Annotated in this window: 18 protein-coding genes; 4 read left to right on the top strand and 14 right to left on the bottom strand. The window is 32.6% G+C overall.

The features are described from left to right. Positions 1–156 precede the first annotated feature (156 nt). A complete protein-coding gene (locus OLM57_RS14815; protein ID WP_264564465.1) occupies positions 157–2,010 on the top strand; it encodes an alpha-amylase family glycosyl hydrolase in 1,854 nt (617 codons plus the stop codon). Between the two features lie 303 nt (positions 2,011–2,313). Here the strand turns inward: OLM57_RS14815 and OLM57_RS14810 are convergent, their stop codons facing one another. From OLM57_RS14810 to OLM57_RS14770, 9 genes are all read right to left on the bottom strand, one after another. Then, positions 2,314–2,793 (bottom strand): CHRD domain-containing protein, encoded by a 480-nt coding sequence (locus OLM57_RS14810; protein ID WP_264564464.1) that lies wholly within the window; start codon positions 2,791–2,793, stop codon positions 2,314–2,316. A gap of 183 nt (positions 2,794–2,976) precedes the next feature. Beyond that, positions 2,977–3,456: a YceI family protein gene (locus OLM57_RS14805; protein ID WP_264564463.1), complete on the bottom strand. Its 480-nt coding sequence runs from the start codon at positions 3,454–3,456 to the stop codon at positions 2,977–2,979. 72 nt (positions 3,457–3,528) lie between these two features. Next, the gene (locus OLM57_RS14800; protein WP_264564462.1) at positions 3,529–3,873 is read right to left on the bottom strand and encodes a hypothetical protein; all 345 of its coding nucleotides are present in this window, start codon (positions 3,871–3,873) and stop codon (positions 3,529–3,531) included. Positions 3,874–3,891: 18 nt separating this feature from the next. Further along, entirely contained in the window at positions 3,892–4,755 is an 864-nt protein-coding gene (locus OLM57_RS14795) for a DUF5777 family beta-barrel protein (RefSeq protein ID WP_264564461.1), read from the bottom strand. A gap of 5 nt (positions 4,756–4,760) precedes the next feature. Continuing rightward, entirely contained in the window at positions 4,761–5,156 is a 396-nt protein-coding gene (locus OLM57_RS14790) for an OB-fold protein (RefSeq protein ID WP_264564460.1), read from the bottom strand. 28 nt (positions 5,157–5,184) lie between these two features. Then, positions 5,185–5,568 carry a c-type cytochrome gene (locus OLM57_RS14785; RefSeq protein WP_264564459.1) on the bottom strand — a complete coding sequence of 128 codons (384 nt, stop codon included), beginning with the start codon at positions 5,566–5,568 and terminating at the stop codon, positions 5,185–5,187. A 161-nt stretch (positions 5,569–5,729) separates the two neighbouring features. Beyond that, complete coding sequence (locus tag OLM57_RS14780) at positions 5,730–8,180, bottom strand: TonB-dependent receptor (RefSeq protein ID WP_264564458.1); 2,451 nt, start codon at positions 8,178–8,180, stop codon at positions 5,730–5,732. A gap of 84 nt (positions 8,181–8,264) precedes the next feature. Then, positions 8,265–9,164 carry a FecR family protein gene (locus OLM57_RS14775; protein ID WP_264564457.1) on the bottom strand — a complete coding sequence of 300 codons (900 nt, stop codon included), beginning with the start codon at positions 9,162–9,164 and terminating at the stop codon, positions 8,265–8,267. Between the two features lie 50 nt (positions 9,165–9,214). Beyond that, positions 9,215–9,730 (bottom strand): RNA polymerase sigma factor, encoded by a 516-nt coding sequence (locus tag OLM57_RS14770; RefSeq protein WP_264564456.1) that lies wholly within the window; start codon positions 9,728–9,730, stop codon positions 9,215–9,217. A 199-nt stretch (positions 9,731–9,929) separates the two neighbouring features. On the opposite strand from OLM57_RS14770, the gene OLM57_RS14765 reads away from it, so the two are divergent. Continuing rightward, positions 9,930–10,949: a hypothetical protein gene (locus OLM57_RS14765; protein ID WP_264564455.1), complete on the top strand. Its 1,020-nt coding sequence runs from the start codon at positions 9,930–9,932 to the stop codon at positions 10,947–10,949. A gap of 309 nt (positions 10,950–11,258) precedes the next feature. On the opposite strand, the gene OLM57_RS14760 is transcribed toward OLM57_RS14765, so the two are convergent. From OLM57_RS14760 to ric, 5 genes are all read right to left on the bottom strand, one after another. Continuing rightward, the gene (locus tag OLM57_RS14760) at positions 11,259–11,582 is read right to left on the bottom strand and encodes a helix-turn-helix domain-containing protein (RefSeq protein WP_264564454.1); all 324 of its coding nucleotides are present in this window, start codon (positions 11,580–11,582) and stop codon (positions 11,259–11,261) included. A 528-nt stretch (positions 11,583–12,110) separates the two neighbouring features. Continuing rightward, the gene (locus OLM57_RS14755; RefSeq protein ID WP_264566916.1) at positions 12,111–12,545 is read right to left on the bottom strand and encodes an RrF2 family transcriptional regulator; all 435 of its coding nucleotides are present in this window, start codon (positions 12,543–12,545) and stop codon (positions 12,111–12,113) included. Positions 12,546–12,779: 234 nt separating this feature from the next. Beyond that, the gene (locus OLM57_RS14750) at positions 12,780–13,229 is read right to left on the bottom strand and encodes a CopD family protein (protein WP_264564453.1); all 450 of its coding nucleotides are present in this window, start codon (positions 13,227–13,229) and stop codon (positions 12,780–12,782) included. Beyond that, entirely contained in the window at positions 13,226–14,437 is a 1,212-nt protein-coding gene (locus OLM57_RS14745) for a hypothetical protein (RefSeq protein ID WP_264564452.1), read from the bottom strand. The genes OLM57_RS14750 and OLM57_RS14745 overlap by 4 nt, the downstream gene beginning before the upstream one ends. A 528-nt stretch (positions 14,438–14,965) precedes the next feature. Next, complete coding sequence (gene ric / locus OLM57_RS14740) at positions 14,966–15,697, bottom strand: iron-sulfur cluster repair di-iron protein (RefSeq protein ID WP_264564451.1); 732 nt, start codon at positions 15,695–15,697, stop codon at positions 14,966–14,968. A 440-nt stretch (positions 15,698–16,137) separates the two neighbouring features. On the opposite strand from ric, the gene OLM57_RS14735 reads away from it, so the two are divergent. Further along, complete coding sequence (locus OLM57_RS14735) at positions 16,138–16,572, top strand: c-type cytochrome (RefSeq protein ID WP_264564450.1); 435 nt, start codon at positions 16,138–16,140, stop codon at positions 16,570–16,572. A gap of 11 nt (positions 16,573–16,583) precedes the next feature. Further along, entirely contained in the window at positions 16,584–17,918 is a 1,335-nt protein-coding gene (locus OLM57_RS14730) for a cbb3-type cytochrome c oxidase subunit I (RefSeq protein ID WP_264564449.1), read from the top strand. Positions 17,919–18,026: the final 108 nt, after the last annotated feature.

Here is an 18,026-nt window from a genome sequence, read left to right as displayed (position 1 = left end):
AATTGATCTGTTGCAGAAAACATTTTTTTGTATTTAAATGACATGAGACTTTAAAATGTTGTTTGCAACACAAATCAGGTTGTTTAAATAAGACACTTTAAGATAAATGAAAAGTAAAATATCTTTCGCAAACTATTTAAACCTTAAACAATAATTATGAAGAAATCAGCTTTAATTTTAATGCTATTATTTGGTTTTTCTTTGGTAGCAAATGCCAAAAATATTGAGGTCTATCCCACAAATTGGTGGACAGGCATGAAGACTAATTCTATCCAATTACTGATTCGAAGTACTGATGATTCGTTTGCTTCGGATAAAGTAAGTATAAACTATCCAGGAATAACTGTAGTCAAAACGCATTCATTTCCAAACCAAAAATATATTGCCGTAGATATTGTTATTGCACCCGAGACAGTCGCTGGAGATGTAACTATTGAATTGAATCAAAAAGTTGGAAAGCAAAAAATAAAATGGCCACTTTATAATCGAAGATCAGGCAATGGAACAGAATATGCCCAAGGGGTTACTTCTAGTGATTTTATAGATCTAATTATGGTGGATCGTTTCAGTAATGGCGATGTAACAAATGACAAGGTAAAAGGAATGAGAGATCAGTCCCTTAACCGAAACGAAATGTTTGATCGTCATGGAGGCGATTTACAGGGAGTATTGAATAATCTGGATTATGTTCAAGGGCTTGGCGTTACCACATTATGGTTTACTCCAATTATGGAAAATGATATGGAGAAAAGAACTGAACACGGATATGCCATCACGAATCATTATAAAATTGATAAAAGATATGGTGACGATGCTTTGTATGAGAAGTTGAGTGATCAATTACATAAAAGAGGCATGAAGCTTATTTTTGATGCGGTTTACAATCATATTGGCTCTTTCCATTTTTTAGAACTGGATCCGCCTGCCAATGATTGGGTACATCGTTGGCCAACTTATACTCAAACCAATTATAGAGAAATCCCTCTGTTTGATCCGTATGGTGCAAAATCAGATAAAAAAAGAATGAGTGATGGTTGGTTTGACAAGATAATGCCCGATATCAATCAAGGTAATCCATTTATGGCCAATTTTATTATTCAAAATTGTATTTGGCATATTGAAAAATTTGGTATTGATGGAGTTCGCCTTGACACTTATACTTATAATGATTTGGATTTTGCGAATCGCTGTAATAAAGCCATAATGGATGAGTTTCCTAAGATAAGTATATTTGGAGAAATCATGGTTCATGGTGTGGCCAATCAGGCGTATTTTGAGCAAAATAATATGGATGTTAGTTTCAAAAGCAACTTACCATCTGTAGTAGATTTCCAGAGTTTGTATTACGGAATTATACCTGCTTTGACTGAGCCTTTTGGTTGGAAAGAAGGCGTGAACAGATTGTACTATACATTGAGCAGTGATTATTTGAGTAAGAATCCAATGCAGAAAGTGCTCTTATTGGATAATCATGATGAACCACGTTTTTTCTCCGTAGTAGGAGAGAATGTCGAAAAGCAGAAAATGGGTTTTCAGTGGTTGTTAACTTGTAGAGGAATTCCACAATTGTATTATGGATCTGAAGTATTGATGAAAGGATTTAAAAATCCCGATGGACTGGTGCGTTCTGACTTCCCTGGTGGTTGGAAAGAAGATTCCAAAAATGCCTTTACAGGAAAAGGAATGACCGACGATGAAAAATCAACGCAGGACTTAGTACGTAAACTCGGCAATTTCAGGAAAAATGCTTCGGCGCTTAAGACGGGAAAAATGATGCACTATGTTCCTGTAGATGGTTTGTATGTTTATTTCAGATACGATGAAAATCAAACCATAATGTGTGTTATGAATACAAGCAATTCTGAAAAAGAAATTGATTTTAAAAAGTATAACGAAAGAACTGCCGGTTTTGCATCAGCAAAAAATGTTATAACCGAGGAAGGGTTTGATACTTCGAAGAAAACTGCGATTCCTGCGATGAGAATGTGGGTAATGGAATTGAAAAAATGAGGTGGCTAACAATACTATTTATTTTGGGAGCGCCGATGTTAACCGTTATGCCATTGAATTGCGAAAATAAAAATAGTATTCTAACAACTTGTATTTACTAATCTGATTTTAGGCAACTGATGTATAAAAAAAATAAAATGCTATAATATAATTTATAGCATTTTATTTTTTTGTGATAGTATACTTTCCAATGGTTTGGGTTGCTATTTTTCAATCCGAAAATTAGCTCACTAGTTGTCTTAAAAAAAACAAAGCCTTTCTATTAAATTAGTAAGGCTTTGCTTTTTATACGGTGAAGAAGTGTTAGTAAGTGCCTCCGCCAGTTCCACCAGGATTTGAGGTAGTTAGTTGGCCTCTGATTTCCCCTCCAGGAAAAGTAGCAGTATGTAAGTTTACATAGTAATTATTAGCCAAAAGATCAGCCTCTTGTGCAGTAGTCAAGGCAGCACTTGTATAACTAAAAGGTGACATCAAGTTGGAAAAAGGAAATACAACAGAGCCGCTAACACCTACCGCTCCAACGTGGATATGACCCATGGTTGGTGTTAATCCGGAATAGGTTAGATTGAGTGTGAAGATTTTTGTAGTTTTATTATAACTCAATGTTGCGGTTCCTGTTGCAGTTGAAGCATTTGCCGGGACTTCACTTGCACCATCCAAAGTAGCGTTGAAGGTAACAATTATCGGAGTTGGTGTAGGGGTAGGATTGTCATCACTATTGGAGCAAGAAACTCCAATAAAAAGCAATAATAAGATTACTGAAAAATTAAATACAGATTTCATAATTAAATATTTTTAAGGTTATATAAAGGTTGAAAAGTCAATTGTTAAATTTTGCTATTATTTAAATATGTGTATTACAAATTGCTGGTTGGGCATGTTTTTTAAAATGTCATTCCAATTATGCAATTGTCACTTAAAAAAATATGCTTGCCTTATGATTTGAATAATATGATTTTGAAAAGATTACTTTTTATCAAGAATAAAATCAAAGACAACATTTACATCGTCCGATACTTTACTCTTCACAATACTGGGTATTTTTATATCAAAATCATGAGCTTTTACGTTAAAACTATTGGTCACATATAATTTTCCATCTTTTGAAACTAATGTGATTTTTGTTTTAATCTTTTTGGTTACACCATGTATGGTCAAATCGCCTTCTAAATCGTATTTTTCGGAAGTAGTCAATTTTGAGGCATCAAAATTTATAATTTTACCTTTAAAAGTTGCTTTTGGATATTTGGAAGACTCCAAATAATTTTCATTAAAATGTTCTTCCATCAAAGGAACTTTAAACTTGAAAGTCTTTATTAAAGCCAATACAGCAAATTCACCATTCGATCCATCTAGAACTGCAGAAACCGAATTACTTTCGGCTGCAACAGGCTCAAAGGAAGGTTCAGAGGCCTCAAATTTTATTTGCCCGGTTCGTGTCATCATTTTTTGGGAGAAAATTATGTTTCCCACAAAAAAACACATTATCAAGAATGCTGTTTTTTTTATCATTTTAGTTTATTTTTCCACAAATCCGTTAGCCACCCAGAGTTTTATCAAATCAATATCCGATTGTGGCAATTTTCCTCCTTGCGGCATTCTTTCCCCACATTTTTCCGATTCGATTCTACAAACTAAATTAACATTAATGCAAGCATTTTTCACGCCATCATAGGTTTCCAGATTAGGATATTGATTCGTTCCATAATGGCAACTAAGGCAATTATGATGCATAATATGCTCTACATCCGCTTCGTAAGTAGGATTTTCAGTTTGTTTGCTTATCTCATCATAAGTGTTTGACTCGCAGGAAACAACGAATGCACCGCATAATAATATCAAGAATAGTTGCTTTTTTTTCATCTGTATATTTTATTAATTTTAAAAAACTCTATACAAGTTAAATCCAAAATACAGACTCCCCCCATTCCATTTTCCAGTAGCATCAGTAAACACATAAACATCATTCATTGTCTGACAATTGGAGAATACCAACTGAAAAATATGCCCTCCTGTATCAATATCCAAACCCAGCGAAAGCAAATCATGGTAAACAATATTTTCAGGAGCATCTATTCGAGGCGCATATTCAAAATTCACACTTAATCTTTTCGTCAATTTATATCTTCCTCCCATTCCTAATGTAAATTGATTCTCCTTTTCGGTAGTTTGATCATATAGGTTTTTATGAATATAAATTGGTGTTAATTCGGCAGAGAACTTATCAGTAAATTTTCTTGAAATTAATAATTGGGTGCTATAAGCCAGACGATTATAGGGTTTTAATCCCGGGTAGATATCCGTGCTTAAATTGGAATTAATATCCATAGTATTGTAGCCCACAATCGTGACTGGAAACCCATCTATTTCTTGGCTTTTAAATCTATATTTAGCCGTTAATTCGTAAATTTTATTATTGGTTTGTCTTGACAGTCCGATGGACAGCCAATTCGTAACCCCATAAATTGCACCTAATTTTGTATAAGCATCATCCAGTCCAAAAAAATTGTCTAAACCTTCAGTCAAATCGCCAAAGCGGTGTGAAATCAGCACATACCATTCACCTTTACCAGCTAACTTTGTCGATTGCATATTGCAAATCTGAAGCCCTTTGAAAGCTGCAACTGCAACTTGTTTTTCTTTGGATTTTACGGTATCCAATTCCTTTAACAAATCATCCTGAGCAGAGGCGTGGCTTGCAACCAAAAGTCCAAATAATAAGAAAAATATTAATTTTACATTCATTTAATTTAATTTTTGATTACAAAACATTGATCCAATTTTAATTCCCCCATCAAATCATCATAACCAACGACCCTCCCTTTTACGGTTACTATTTCTTCTGTTTTAATTGGTAATTCCTGATTGTTACAACTGCAAATAATAACCCCGTCCAGGATAACATTGTTTGTATTAGATGCAGTGATTTTTCCTTTTATCGTTATTGCTTTTTCAAGGTATTTTTCATTTGCTTTTTCAATGTTTGTGATAAATTCTGAGCTAATGGATGAAGAAGTAACTGCAAAAATGGTTTCTTCGGTTGTCAAATTTCGGGCACCGCCATACATGACATAATTATAGGCGAAAAAGCCAAACAACCCAATTATGATAGGTATTAAAATAATTAATTTGGCTTTTTTACTCATTTCTTTTTTCCTTTTTTGATACGTGGCTCTAATTAGGCATACCGTTGGTAATCCATTTATTAATCAAATCAATATTAGCTTGTGACAATTTTCCGCCTTTAGGCATCACCATAGGGTCTCCGGCCGGTTTTGCTATTCTTTCTTTTATATCCGAAGATCTGGCACTTACTTGTGCATACGTTAGAAGTGGATGATCGCTTTGTTCTCCTCCTGGACCATGGCAGGATATACAATTTCCATCAATAATTGCTTTAATATTTGCCGTATAAGTTGGATTGGTTACTGTTGAGCCACCACCTCCATCTGTTGGGGGTGTCACTGGAGGAGTCACTGGATCATCACTACCTCCGCTACATGACATCATTGCAAAAGCTATAACTAACACTGAACAGGCTGCTTTAAATTTTTTCATAGTCAATTAATTTATTGGGTTAATAAGGAATCATTTTATCCTTTTAATAGGATTCAATAGTAAAACAGCTTTGATGCAGATTACCCTACCAAAGAATTGTTATTTTATGAAAAAAATTAAAAAAAGAGTAATAATTTTTTTGAAACCTTGTAGAAATAGAATTAAAATGAAACTCTAAAGCTCATGTTTAAAGTTCTTTGCAGTGCGAATGTTTCAACTTCCTCTATAGAATTTGTTAAAGAACTTATTCTGTAATATTCATTGATTTCATTTTTTCTATTTAGGATATTTAATACAGATAGCCCCAACTTATATTGGGTTCTATTTGTAGTTTCCCATTGGTAAGTGGAAGAAAAATTGACTTGTGAAAATATATTTAAATTGGTGTTATTCGGCTTGTTATAAATCAGAACAGGATTTGAAGGATCAATTTGAGAACTGTGGGGTGAGGTTGTAGGCCTTCCTGAAGATAATTTTGTTCCTAAAGCTATTTTGAAATCGTTTTTCTCATAAATTGCGGCACAGGATAAAGTATGAATTAACTCAAAATTATTTGGGAATCTTGGATATTCATAATTGTAGAAATAATAATTATTTTTATTATAGGTATAACTCAACCAAGTCAGAAAGTGATTTATTTTTTTCTGAACTAGTATCTCTGTTCCCAAAACTTGATAATCGCCATTTGTTCGAATAAATTCTAACTGATTCTGAAAACCTTGGCTGGAAGTTGTAATTCCTGCTACTTTTTTATAAAAATTTTCTATATCCAACAGCCAATTATTCTTTTTATAGAATATATTTAATGAAATTTGTTTGCTTCTTTGAATAGGGATTGTTGTGTTGTTTGAGAGAACCCAACGTCTTTTTTCAATGCCAAAATAATCTTTTTGCAAATCAATGATTTGTTGGGAATTTTGACTTTTTAGCTCGCCTAGCAGTTCTAAATTTAGATTTTTAGTGACACCATAACTAAATTGTATTCTGGGTTCTACAATATATTTTTCAAACTTTTGAATATAATTAATTCGGGTTCCTGCTTTCAAATAAATTCTCGAAAGTGTGTCATTGTATTTTCCTTCTAAAATTAATGCTTGTGTTCTAAGGACATTTTTAACTTTTCGATAGAAATCAGGATTACTTACCTGCTCTAAATTAGTAATACCTATTTCGTTAAATTGATACCCATCGTTAAAACTAAATTTTGATGTAATAATATGGTTATTCTCTAAATTAATTCCATTATTGTTAACAATGTTTTCCTGAATGACAATTTGATTTCCAAAGGTGTTTTTTTGGTCGGCCAAAAGTCCATAGGAAGAACTATAAATGTTAATTTTAGTTGTATTGAAGTTATTCCAGTTTCTTATCCAAGACAAATTTGCGCCATAATTTTGTTGGCGCAAAATATTGTTTTCCGATTTGTTTATGTTATTTGCAGTTGCACTTTGAAAAACTTGTAAATTGTCTTTTATGGTGATCAGGTCTAGTATCAATAGATCTTTAAGACCTACTTTTTGAAAATATTTAAGAGTAGCATCGTAGAAACCAAATTTTTTATCGCTTTGATAATTGACATTCTGGTTTTGTGAAAAATCGGTGATGGTAGTGTTTTGAAATACTTTATTAAAATATTCTTTATAAGTTGGAGTTTCTACAAAATCAGTAATGGATTTGCGCACCGAAAGTTCGATATAATTGTTTTTCGAAAGATTGTATTTCGTATAAATATCAGCATTAATCATATTTATTCCTGCACTAAAATAGTTTTTTTCTGTTGTTTCAGGAGTAGAAGAAATTGCTACAACACTGGATACACTTTCTCCGTAAAATGCAGAACTTCCATTTTTATAAATAGAAATGGTATGTGCCAAATAGGGATTGAAAACCGATATTAAACCAAAAAAATGTCCCGTTTGGTATATTCGTATTCCGTTCCATAAAAATAAATTCTGATCGTTTGTACCGCCACGTACATTGATGCTCGAAACACTTTCGTCTATGCTGTTTACACCGGGTATTTGTTGCATCGTTTGCAAGACATCGGGTTCTATTAGTCCCGGAAGAATACCAAATTTTTTAGGCTTAATTTGAAATGCTCCATCTTTGTTTTTTGAAATTCCTGAAGCCAAAATAGCATTGGTTTTAATTTCTTCAAGCTCTGTAATTTCAGGTTCTAATAGTATTTGGAGACAATCTTTGGAGTCTTGATTATCTACTTCAATTCTTTTGGTTATAAAGCCAATGTGACTAACCGAAAATATAGTGGCATCATTTTTTTTAAACTCAAAATAACCGTTTGAATCAGTTGTAATCAGCGTTTTATTAATAAAATTGATATTTGCGTCTTCAATAGGCTTTTTATCTGAACTGGAAAAAACGTATGCACATATTATTTTGGATTCATTATCTTTTTTATAGATATTAATGAATTTATCTCCTAAGTTTTCAAAAGATAAATTGGTTTCTTTTGCCAGATATAGCAGTTTTTGATCTAGGGTAAGTGATTTTTTTGGAGGAATTATTAGTAAGCCTGCTATATTATCTTCAGTGTAATTAAAAGTAACATCATGTTGTTCTTCAATTTCAAGTATTATTTTTTTAAAAGGCATGACTGTTCTTTTGTCTTGAGCAGATAGATTCAAGACAAGAAAAAATATAAAAAACAAAAAATGAAATTGTTTTGGGCGCAACATTTATTTTTTGTCAAAAATTATTTTATTTTTTGCGACTTTTATTCCTTTTAAATGATAGGTAGTATTAATGATTTGTAAGGCTACATCCAAATCTTTACTTGGTAATTTTCCTGTAAATAGGGAGTTTGTGTCTTTCGTATTTAATTCGATTGTAACATTGTATTGCCTTTCTACTTCGTCTAATATGGCCCTGATATTTTCTTTATAAAAACAAATTTGATTTTCTGTCCATTCTGGTTTCAATGAATTCACCCTCATGTTCACTTGTTTTCCGTTTTCAAAACTAACGCTTTGTCCGTGAGTCAACAGTATTTGAGTATTTGCATAATTTACCTTTACACGTCCTTCATAACACACTACATCAAATCTGTTTTTTCTGGCTTTCACATTAAATTGAGTTCCTAAAACCGTTACTTTTCCAAGATTGGTCTGTACTTCAAACCGTCTGCCTTTGGATACCCTGAAATACGCTTCTCCTTTTAGTTCAAGACGTCTGTTGTTATCCCAGTTCCATTTTTTATAGTTTATTTCAGAGCCGGAATTTAGCACCACTTCAGAATTATCAGGCAATGAAAAAGTTGTTTTTTCTCCAAAATTGGCTATTTGTGTTTGGGGTACAAAATTTTTCAACAAAAAGGTAATTCCAAGTGCAAGGACAAAGACGGCTGCAACTCGAAACATCCATTTTTTGTATAAAGGCACTATTTTTGGAGTCGTTTTTTTCTGCTTAAGTATGTTTGATAACATTGCGTTTTCATCCAAATCAGCTACCTCCAAATGTTCCGTATAATTTTTAATTTTTTGGTATTTTTCGAAATCGGGACTTGCTTTAAATTCAGCCACTTCATCTTCCGACAAATCATTGTTGAGCCATTTTGCTAATAAGCGATCTTTTTTCATTATACTGGTATTATATCATTAAAACAACTGCGACTAAATTTACCCTACTTTCATAACTCAATTTCCTTGCGTAAGCTTAGCAAAGCCAAATGAATCCGCTTTTCTACTGCCTTTATACTAATATTTAAAACCAAAGCAATTTCGCTGTATTTTTTTCCATCAATTCGATGCATCAAAAAGGCAATGCGTTGCTTTTCGTTTAAGTTCTCAATAGCTTTCAAAAGTTTGATTTTAAATTGTTTTTCTTCCAAAAGATATTCTGGATTTTCATTTGTTTTATCCAAACCAGTGAAGTTTTTTTCATATTTTAAAACAACTTTTTGATGTGCAATTTCGTTGAGACTGCTATTATTTGCAATTGTATATATATATGATTTTGCTTTTTCCATTGGAACCGAAGCACAGTTTTGCCAAAGTTTTATAAATGCTTCCTGAGCTAAATCTTCTGCCTGGTTTATATTGCCAAATTTGTAAAAAAGAAAATTTCTAAGTGCTTTTATCTGACTTTTAAAAAAAGACGAAAAGATTATTTCGTCACAAGTGTTTGATTTGGTTTTGTTTGGCATTTAGATTTTCAATTTGTACTTAGCAAAAGTATTTATTTTTAGTTTAAGTAGGGTAAAAGTAAAGCTGATTGTTTTATAGATGCATGAAATGTTATTTTTCTTTTGATAATTAAGAGTTTAGAAATAAAAGTGAAACCTTGGTTACGAATTTATTAAAAACAGTTTCTTTTAATTTTATTATCTTTGTAAAAATATAAATATGTTTGCTTTAAAAAAATATTTATCAATTGTAACTTGCTTGTTTTTACTTTCCTGTCAAAGTGAAATGGAGAAGCAAGATTATAATACTCAGGAAACAGTCAATAATACTTCTCCTCTTACTTCATATCTGCAAAGAGTTGCTATGGTGAAAACAGTGCAGGACAATGTAATCGATAAGTCCAATTACTGTACTATAAAACTTCCTTATACGGTTGTTGTTAATAATGTGAAAATTGCAGTTAATACAACCGACGATTATCAAAAAGTAACAGATAATATCAATGCAAATACTTCCGATGATGATATTGTGAAAATAGATTTTCCGGTTACAATGATTTACTATAATTACTACGAAAAGCTAATTCCGAATGAAGCTGATTTTGATTCCTTAATCGATTATTGGAATCGTTATCCTGATCTTTTATCAAAAATAAATGGACTAAATATCAATTATCCTATAACGATTAATATTTATAATAGCGCAAATCAAGTAGGGAGTTCGGTTTCGATTATTAGTGATCAGGCATTTTTCAATTTTATTAAAAATTTGAACGACAGTCAGTATATTTCATTAAATTATCCAATTTCAATAGTGGATTATAACAATCAAACGCGATCAATTACGAATAATTTAGATTTTGAAAATGCTATAAAATATGCCATAGATTACTGCCCAGAAAATAACATTGTGGCACTTGATTTTGTAGAAACAATAACAAAAGGTTCTTGGGAAATACCCTATTTTTTTGATGATTCAGAGAAGACTTCCTCATATAGTGGTTATTCATTTGTATTTAAAAGTGATAAAACTGTAGTTGCCACTAAAGGAGCGATTTTGGAAACTGGGAATTGGGAAACTAAAATTCAAGATGGCGTTACGGAATTAAAAATAGATTTCAGTACAGAATTGCTCAGTAAATTGAATAATAATTGGAAATTGTTTGAATTTAATAATTCGAAAATAAGATTACGTGATGGAAGCAATACTACGAATTATCTTTATTTTGAAAAAAAATAAATACTGAAGGATTGTTTACCATTAAATTGAAAGATATGGTTACTTCCCGATACAGAAAATAAGTTTCTTTACTTTAAAAGGGTTTCCACTTTCAGTGGTACAATTATGGTACAATTTTAAGCAAACTATCGCAAAATAAAACAAAGGTATCCTTATCAAGATAACATAACTCATGGGAGTTGTTTTCACAAAAATAGTTATAAACTTTGAATATAAATGATATCACTGACATAAAAAAGGCTAAGTGATGTATGATTAGAGTACTTAGACAGATAGGTTAAAAAGTAAAAAAGGTTAAAAATCTAAATATTAGATTTTTGACCTTTTCTCAATATCATTTTGAATTTCTAGATAAGTTTTTACCCGACCTGACTTAATCCATTGCATTAATTCATGTCTGTAGAAATAAATACGTTTACCTTGTTTATTAACTGGAATTTCTCTCCTACTTACTTTACTATAGATAGTTGATACCGATAGGTTTAAAAGTTTAGAGGCTTCTTCAATATTTAGAATATCTTCCTTATCTTCTTTTATAGTAGAGATTCTTAAAATAAGTTTTTCCAAATGCTCCAATTTATCATGAATCTTGTTCATCATTACAGGTATTTGGTCAAAAGTAAATGGCTTCATGGTGATTTATTATTAAAATCTCATGTAAAAGTATTTATTGCCAACATTGGAGTTAAAAGATGTCTTTTAAAGGGGGAGTTTGGCTTATAATTTCTAATGATTATTAGTTACAGGACTATAAGAAATCTAATCCATTAAGGAAAAAATGTTGGATCGAACTGCTCTGTCCATTAACCTATCCCCGACAAATGTCGAACTTTTTTGTAGAGGATTTGGAACGTTTACTGAGTATTCCTATTAACGTGACATGATTTCAAGGACAGTGCCATTTCGATTCTCTATGGATTGTGGGTTATTATTAAATAGTTAAAATAGAACTGCGAAATATTTTATTTTAGATAATAAAATTAGATTTATATTAGCAATAGAAAAAAAGGTTCGTAGTGTATTGTATATCAATAAAGCGAAACAGCATCTCTGAAAAATATTTCTATCTGTCATTAGGTTAAGATAATTATTTGCGACTTAAGCATCTATACATATAAGGATAATACGGCACCGATGTATATTTTTGTGGATTGTTCTCAGTTAATATCGTAAAAAAGTATCACCAGTCTTTATTCCTAAAGCCAATTCCTCCAGATTTGTATTCTCAAGCATGTAAGCCAATTCGTTTCGAATGGATTTAAATTTTTCGTGCATTGGGCAAGGATGGTCTTCAGAACAATGAGTTAGTCCCAATCCACAACCCGTAAATACTCGGTCTCCTTCAAGGGCATTTACTATTTGAGCCAATTTGATATCTTTCATCGTTTCTCGAGGAATATCAAATCCGCCACCTACGCCTTTTATGGAATTTATAATGTTGTTTTTGGATAAAATTTGAAGAATTTTGGCCGTAAAAGCTTCTGGGGAATCAATTTTTTTGGCAATGTCCCTAAGTCCCGCTCTTTTGTTTTGACAAGATTGTGAGGCAATGAAAATTGTGGCTCGAATGCCGTATTCGCAGGTTTTAGAAAAAATAATCGGTTTTTTACAAATTTAAGAAATTACTTTTATTCTCCATAGTAATAGGAGTAAAGGTTTAGGTTTTTTTGAGTCAAAATTTTAAATTATTCCTGTTTTGACTTGCCTCCATCTTCAACTGGAGGAATAAAATTTAGAAATTACATTTTAATGGCTTTAGCCAAAATTGCATTCTTTTTTGGCTAAAGCCATTTTTGATATTCATTCATTTTCTAGAGGCAAGTGACAAAATCAAAACCCTCCAAAACGCACAAAAGACCCAAAAATCAGCATCAAAACACCAATCAAGGTGACAGATATAATATGAAAAGTCATTTCAGGCAATTTAATGGGACTGTTTTTAAGTTTTGGCAATACTCGGAATTGGGCGCTCAAAGCAAAAAGTACGGTTAGCAAAAGCAACAGCAATTTGGTAGACACCACTTTTTCGATTGGTGTTGCAAAATGAAACCAATATTCAATGCTCACGCCATATTTATAAGCCATCATAATTCCTGTGACTACCAGCAAAACCAATGCAGTCATTCCCACCGGCTCGTACTTTCGTTCATAGTCGAGGATTATATTTTGATTTTTCTCCCTGAGCGCCTGAGGCAAATGACCTAAGACGAGCAATAAATGACCGCCTACCCAAATCGTGGCACACAAAAGATGAATGATTAATAATAAATGGTGGTTCATATAATTTTTGATTTTAGTTTAAAAATGCCAATCGTCATCAGCAAAAGTCCGGCAGGCAAAAAGATACTCGCCCAAAATAAATTTTGATAATAATCGGGGAATGAACCTTTATTCAAAAACAGCCAAATGCCCTGAAGAAACAAAAGGATTTCGGTTGCCACAAATCCCAGTAAAAAAATATAGATTCCCAATTTCTGAATCGTGTTTTTCGAATTTATGAAATCATTTTGCAACGCAAATCCAAACAGGAAACCAGTGATAATTCCCAACATAGTCAAGTGAATATATCCAATGACAAAATTCCGAATCTGATGCGAAACCTGCGCCAGTTCAGGAACTAAAACCACCAACTGAATGATGATTTTTAAAGCCAATGAAAACAGGGCAAATCGGTAAACCGTTTTTTCCAATGAAGAAAGCGGAGCAAAGAAAGTTTGAAATTGAGATCGAATTAACTGTATAAAAACGATTGCCAAACACAATTGAAGAACAACTCCAACAGCATTTATCCAATAAAAAATTGGATTCGGCAACGACCAGCTCACCGGCAAAGCCAATGTCAATACTGTCGAGCTGACGAATAAATTATAAAACAAACGAAATTTTTTATCGTCGATATTTAGTTTGGATTGTTTGAAAAACAAAGCCAAAACTGCAAACAAAAACCAACCATTAAATTGGAAATGAAGAAAAAACTGAATGGCGATTTGGTAAAATGGACTTTCTTTTCCCATAATTCCAACAGCAGGACCCAAACACCAAACTCCGAGTGTAGAGAAAACCATAAAAAACAGTGCAGTGTTCAACATTTTTTTTTCTGGAAATGTGCTTGGTTTGGTATCTTTCCACATCAAATAACAGAAATAGTAACTGCAAAAAATATGTAAAGTTGAAAAGAGAATAGAAGCAAAGGCATATCCTTGGGCAGGAAAATCAATCATCATACCCACTACAGCAAGTTCCGTTACCCAAAATAATCGGTTATAAACGGGTTTTTGTTGTGCCTCTTTTGGAACATAAAAATGAAAAATTAAGCAATACAACATTAAATATACCCAGCCTAGCATGGCTACATGAGAATGACCATGCATTAAAAATTGAAAATTAATTCCCGGAATAGGAACAATATATATCCAACGAAGTAATAATCCCATCAATGAAGCAATAAAAAAATTGACAAAACATACTAAAATCCAGCTCCTTTTCATAATTATCCTCTAAAATGTAAGTTAATTTTCTTTGTTGAAAGATTTTTGATTCCTAATTCTTCGAATGAATGTCCTATTTTTTCTATTGTTAGAGTTCTATCCACAAAAGGATAAAAATACCAATTGACCCAATGTTTTGCTAAAAAGGGGAAGGCTATTTGCTCCCTACCTCGCTCACCATTGAAATCTTCGTTGAATAAGACACACAAACTCGAAACTGTACAACAAGCGGTTCATGCTATATTTTTATGGTGTGGTCAAGTAACATAAAAGCGCCCTTCGCATCGAAGTATTTATTTTGGAGAAAATGTTTCCTATTAAATTCTGAATCACTTCAACAGCCATTTTTCTTGTCTTTCTAATTGAATGACAATACTTTCAAGAATACTATTATTACAACTATGGAAAAACTTTTGAAACTCTTCTCAATTGCATCTTTTATTTTAAAACTTTCAAAATGCTTGTATTTCCAATTTCGCTTTATTACAAATTCTCCATAGTTGTTGATTTTTTTTGTTTAATATAAGTTTATGATTGTGCCGAAAATTCCTTTTCGAGCTTGGTTGCTTTTGGGAATAAAATATTATTTTCCAAATGGATGTGTTTGTGCAAATCGGCCTCAAATTCTTGCAGCATGGCAAATGTTACTTTATAGGTATTGCAACCGTCAGCTGGCGGTGTGTAATTATTACTTAACTCTGCTATTTTTCTAAAACGTTCTCCTTCTGCATCGTGTTCGTGCATCATCATGGCAATAGGGTTTTCTATTGTTCCAAAATGTGGCTGCTCAATTAATTCATCCGAGATAACGGCATGAACCATGCTCTTTACAAAAGGAAACAAAATCATTTCTTCTTTTTTCATATGATGTGCCAATTCTTCGGCGCAACCTTTAAAGAGCTCATTTATCTCTAACAATTCAGGGTGATTTGCCCCATGCACTTTGCTTAATTTATCTAAAAACTGAAGCAAAACAGGTGTTTTTTCAACTACATAACGGTGATGCGTTTTCTCAATATAATCGGCCAATAAATCGATTGGCCACGCATTAAAATCGATTCCTGAATCGCTTTTTGATGCTAAAATATTTTCAATTTCCCCTAATAAAACATCAGGATTGACTGCTTTTTTCTGACAAGCTTCTTCAATGCTTCTGTTGCCATTGCAGCAAAAATCAATGCTATATTTTGAAAATAAAGCTGCGGTTCTAAAATCTTTTGCAACATATTCACCTATTGTAATTTTCTCTAAATTTTCCATAATACTGTTTTTTTTAATTAAGATTAGAGTACAAAAATAGTTATTATTTCAATAAAAGACAAATTTATCCTTAATTAAATATATTATTTTTTGTTTTATGTAAATGATTAAAAACTAAAAGAATGAGATTTAGGAATCTTCTTTTTTTGACTTTATAATTTTATGATTATTTAAAAAGGTAGAACATGATTTTTATCATATTTTATGCGCTCGTTAAGGACATTCTGCTGTTGAAAACTTTTTACAAAAATATAAAATAAGCTTGATGCACTATTTTCATGGGTTTAAGTATTGGGTGTCATTTTTTATACGAAAATTAAAAAAAATGACATTTATCATAATAAAAGATAAAATTATCCTTTATATTTGCATTTAAATAAAAGACAAAACTATCCTTTATTTAAAAATGTAATTTATTAACTAACAAAAAACAGATTATTATGCTTTCAAAATCACAAGCACGAGCATTTTTTCTGGGAGGAACATTGGTCACCTTTTTAATCTTTATAGGATTGACCGTATATTCGTTTATGCCCAGAAATGATCAAACCAACTACAAGGCAATAAACAAGCAAGTAGTGAGAGGAAAAGAAATTTGGGAACACAACAATTGCATGGGGTGTCATACCATTTTGGGAGAAGGAGGCTATTATGCTCCAGAACTGACAAAAGTTATTGACCGTAGAGGCGAAGGCTATGTCAAGGCCGTATTGATGTCGCCAATACCTTGGGCACCAAACGGGCGAAAAATGGTAGCCTACAATATGAGCGAAAAAGATGCTGATGCAGTTGTTGCTTACTTTAAATGGATCGGAAAAATTGATTTGAATGGGTTTGACCGTATCGTCTCCCCTTTAGCCAAAGCAAATAATTAAACATAAAAGATATGAAATATAAATCACAAAAAGTAGCCTATTGGTTTTTTGCACTGTGCATGTTATTGTTCTCTTTGCAAATTATCTATGGTTTTATCATGGGCTTTGACCGAATAGGAATGCAGGGATTGCATGATATTGTTCCTTTTAATGTTGCAAGAGCGGTACATACCAATTTGTTGGTAGTATGGTTGTTGACTGGTTTTATGGGAGCAGCCTATTACATCATCCCCGAAGAAGCACAACGCGAACTGATAAGCGTAAAATGGGCATATGTACAATTAATTTCACTCGCCGTTGTCGGCGTTGTAGCCATTGTAGGTTTCCACTTCAACCACTGGGAAGGAAGAAAATTTCTAGAAATTCCAAGAGAATTGGATTTTCTTGTAGTAATCAATGTACTGCTTTTTTTAGGATTGATTTTAGGAACACTTTTCAAAGGAAAACGCCAAACCACAACAGCCCTGGTATTGTCAATGGGATTATTGTTTGCGGCTTTGCTGTATTTGCCAGGAATGATTTGGTTTGACAGTCAGGTAATGGATTCATTCTTCCGTTGGTGGGTAGTTCACTTGTGGGTTGAAGGTGTTTGGGAACTAATTATGGGAGGTATTCTTTCGTATTTATTAATTAAATTGACGGGTGTAGATAGAGAAGTGATCGAAAAATGGCTGTATGTAATCGTTGGATTAACATTCCTTTCTGGAGTTTTGGGAACAGGACACCATTATTATTATATAGGAGTAAACAAAATTTGGTTAATCGTAGGTGGTATTTTCTCTGCATTGGAACCTTTAGCTTTCTTGGCAATGGCTTTGTTTGCTGTGAATATGTATCGCAAAGGCGAAAAAAGCCATCCCAACAAAATCGCTTTATTTTGGACAATTGGTTCTTCTATCGTTTCTTTTATAGGTGCAGGCTTACTGGGTTTTGCTCATACTTTGCCACAAACTAATCTTTACACTCACGGAACTTTGGTCACTGCTATGCACGGACATTATGCGTTCTGGGGCGCGTATGCGATGATTGTTTTAGCAATAATAAGTTATGCTTTACCCAATTTAACGGGCCGAAAAAGATATCAAAGCGCAACAGGGATGGCCGCTTTTTGGCTGTCCAATATCGGAATGTTGGGAATGACAGTTGCTTTTGGAGTAGCGGGAGTAGTGCAAGTGTATTTGGAAAGAAAAATGAAAATGGAATTCATGGTTGTACAAAACGAAATCAGTATTCACTTTGTGGTATTATTGATTTGCGCCACAATGTTTACCACCGGAATTGCTTTGTTTATTTATGATTTTATAAAATACGGGCGACCAACCGATGAAGCTTTAGATATAAAATAGTTTACTAATTCACTTTTTTTTAATCAGAACGCTTTACCAATGGTTTTTTAAACTTGTATTTCCAGAAAAATAATAGGTATCGCGTTCTGTTTTTTTATTATTAAAATA

It is taken from the genome of Flavobacterium sp. N3904 (genome assembly GCF_025947305.1).
Taxonomy (GTDB): Bacteria; Bacteroidota; Bacteroidia; order Flavobacteriales; family Flavobacteriaceae; genus Flavobacterium.
This window is presented reverse-complemented; position numbering and strand designations above follow the sequence as displayed.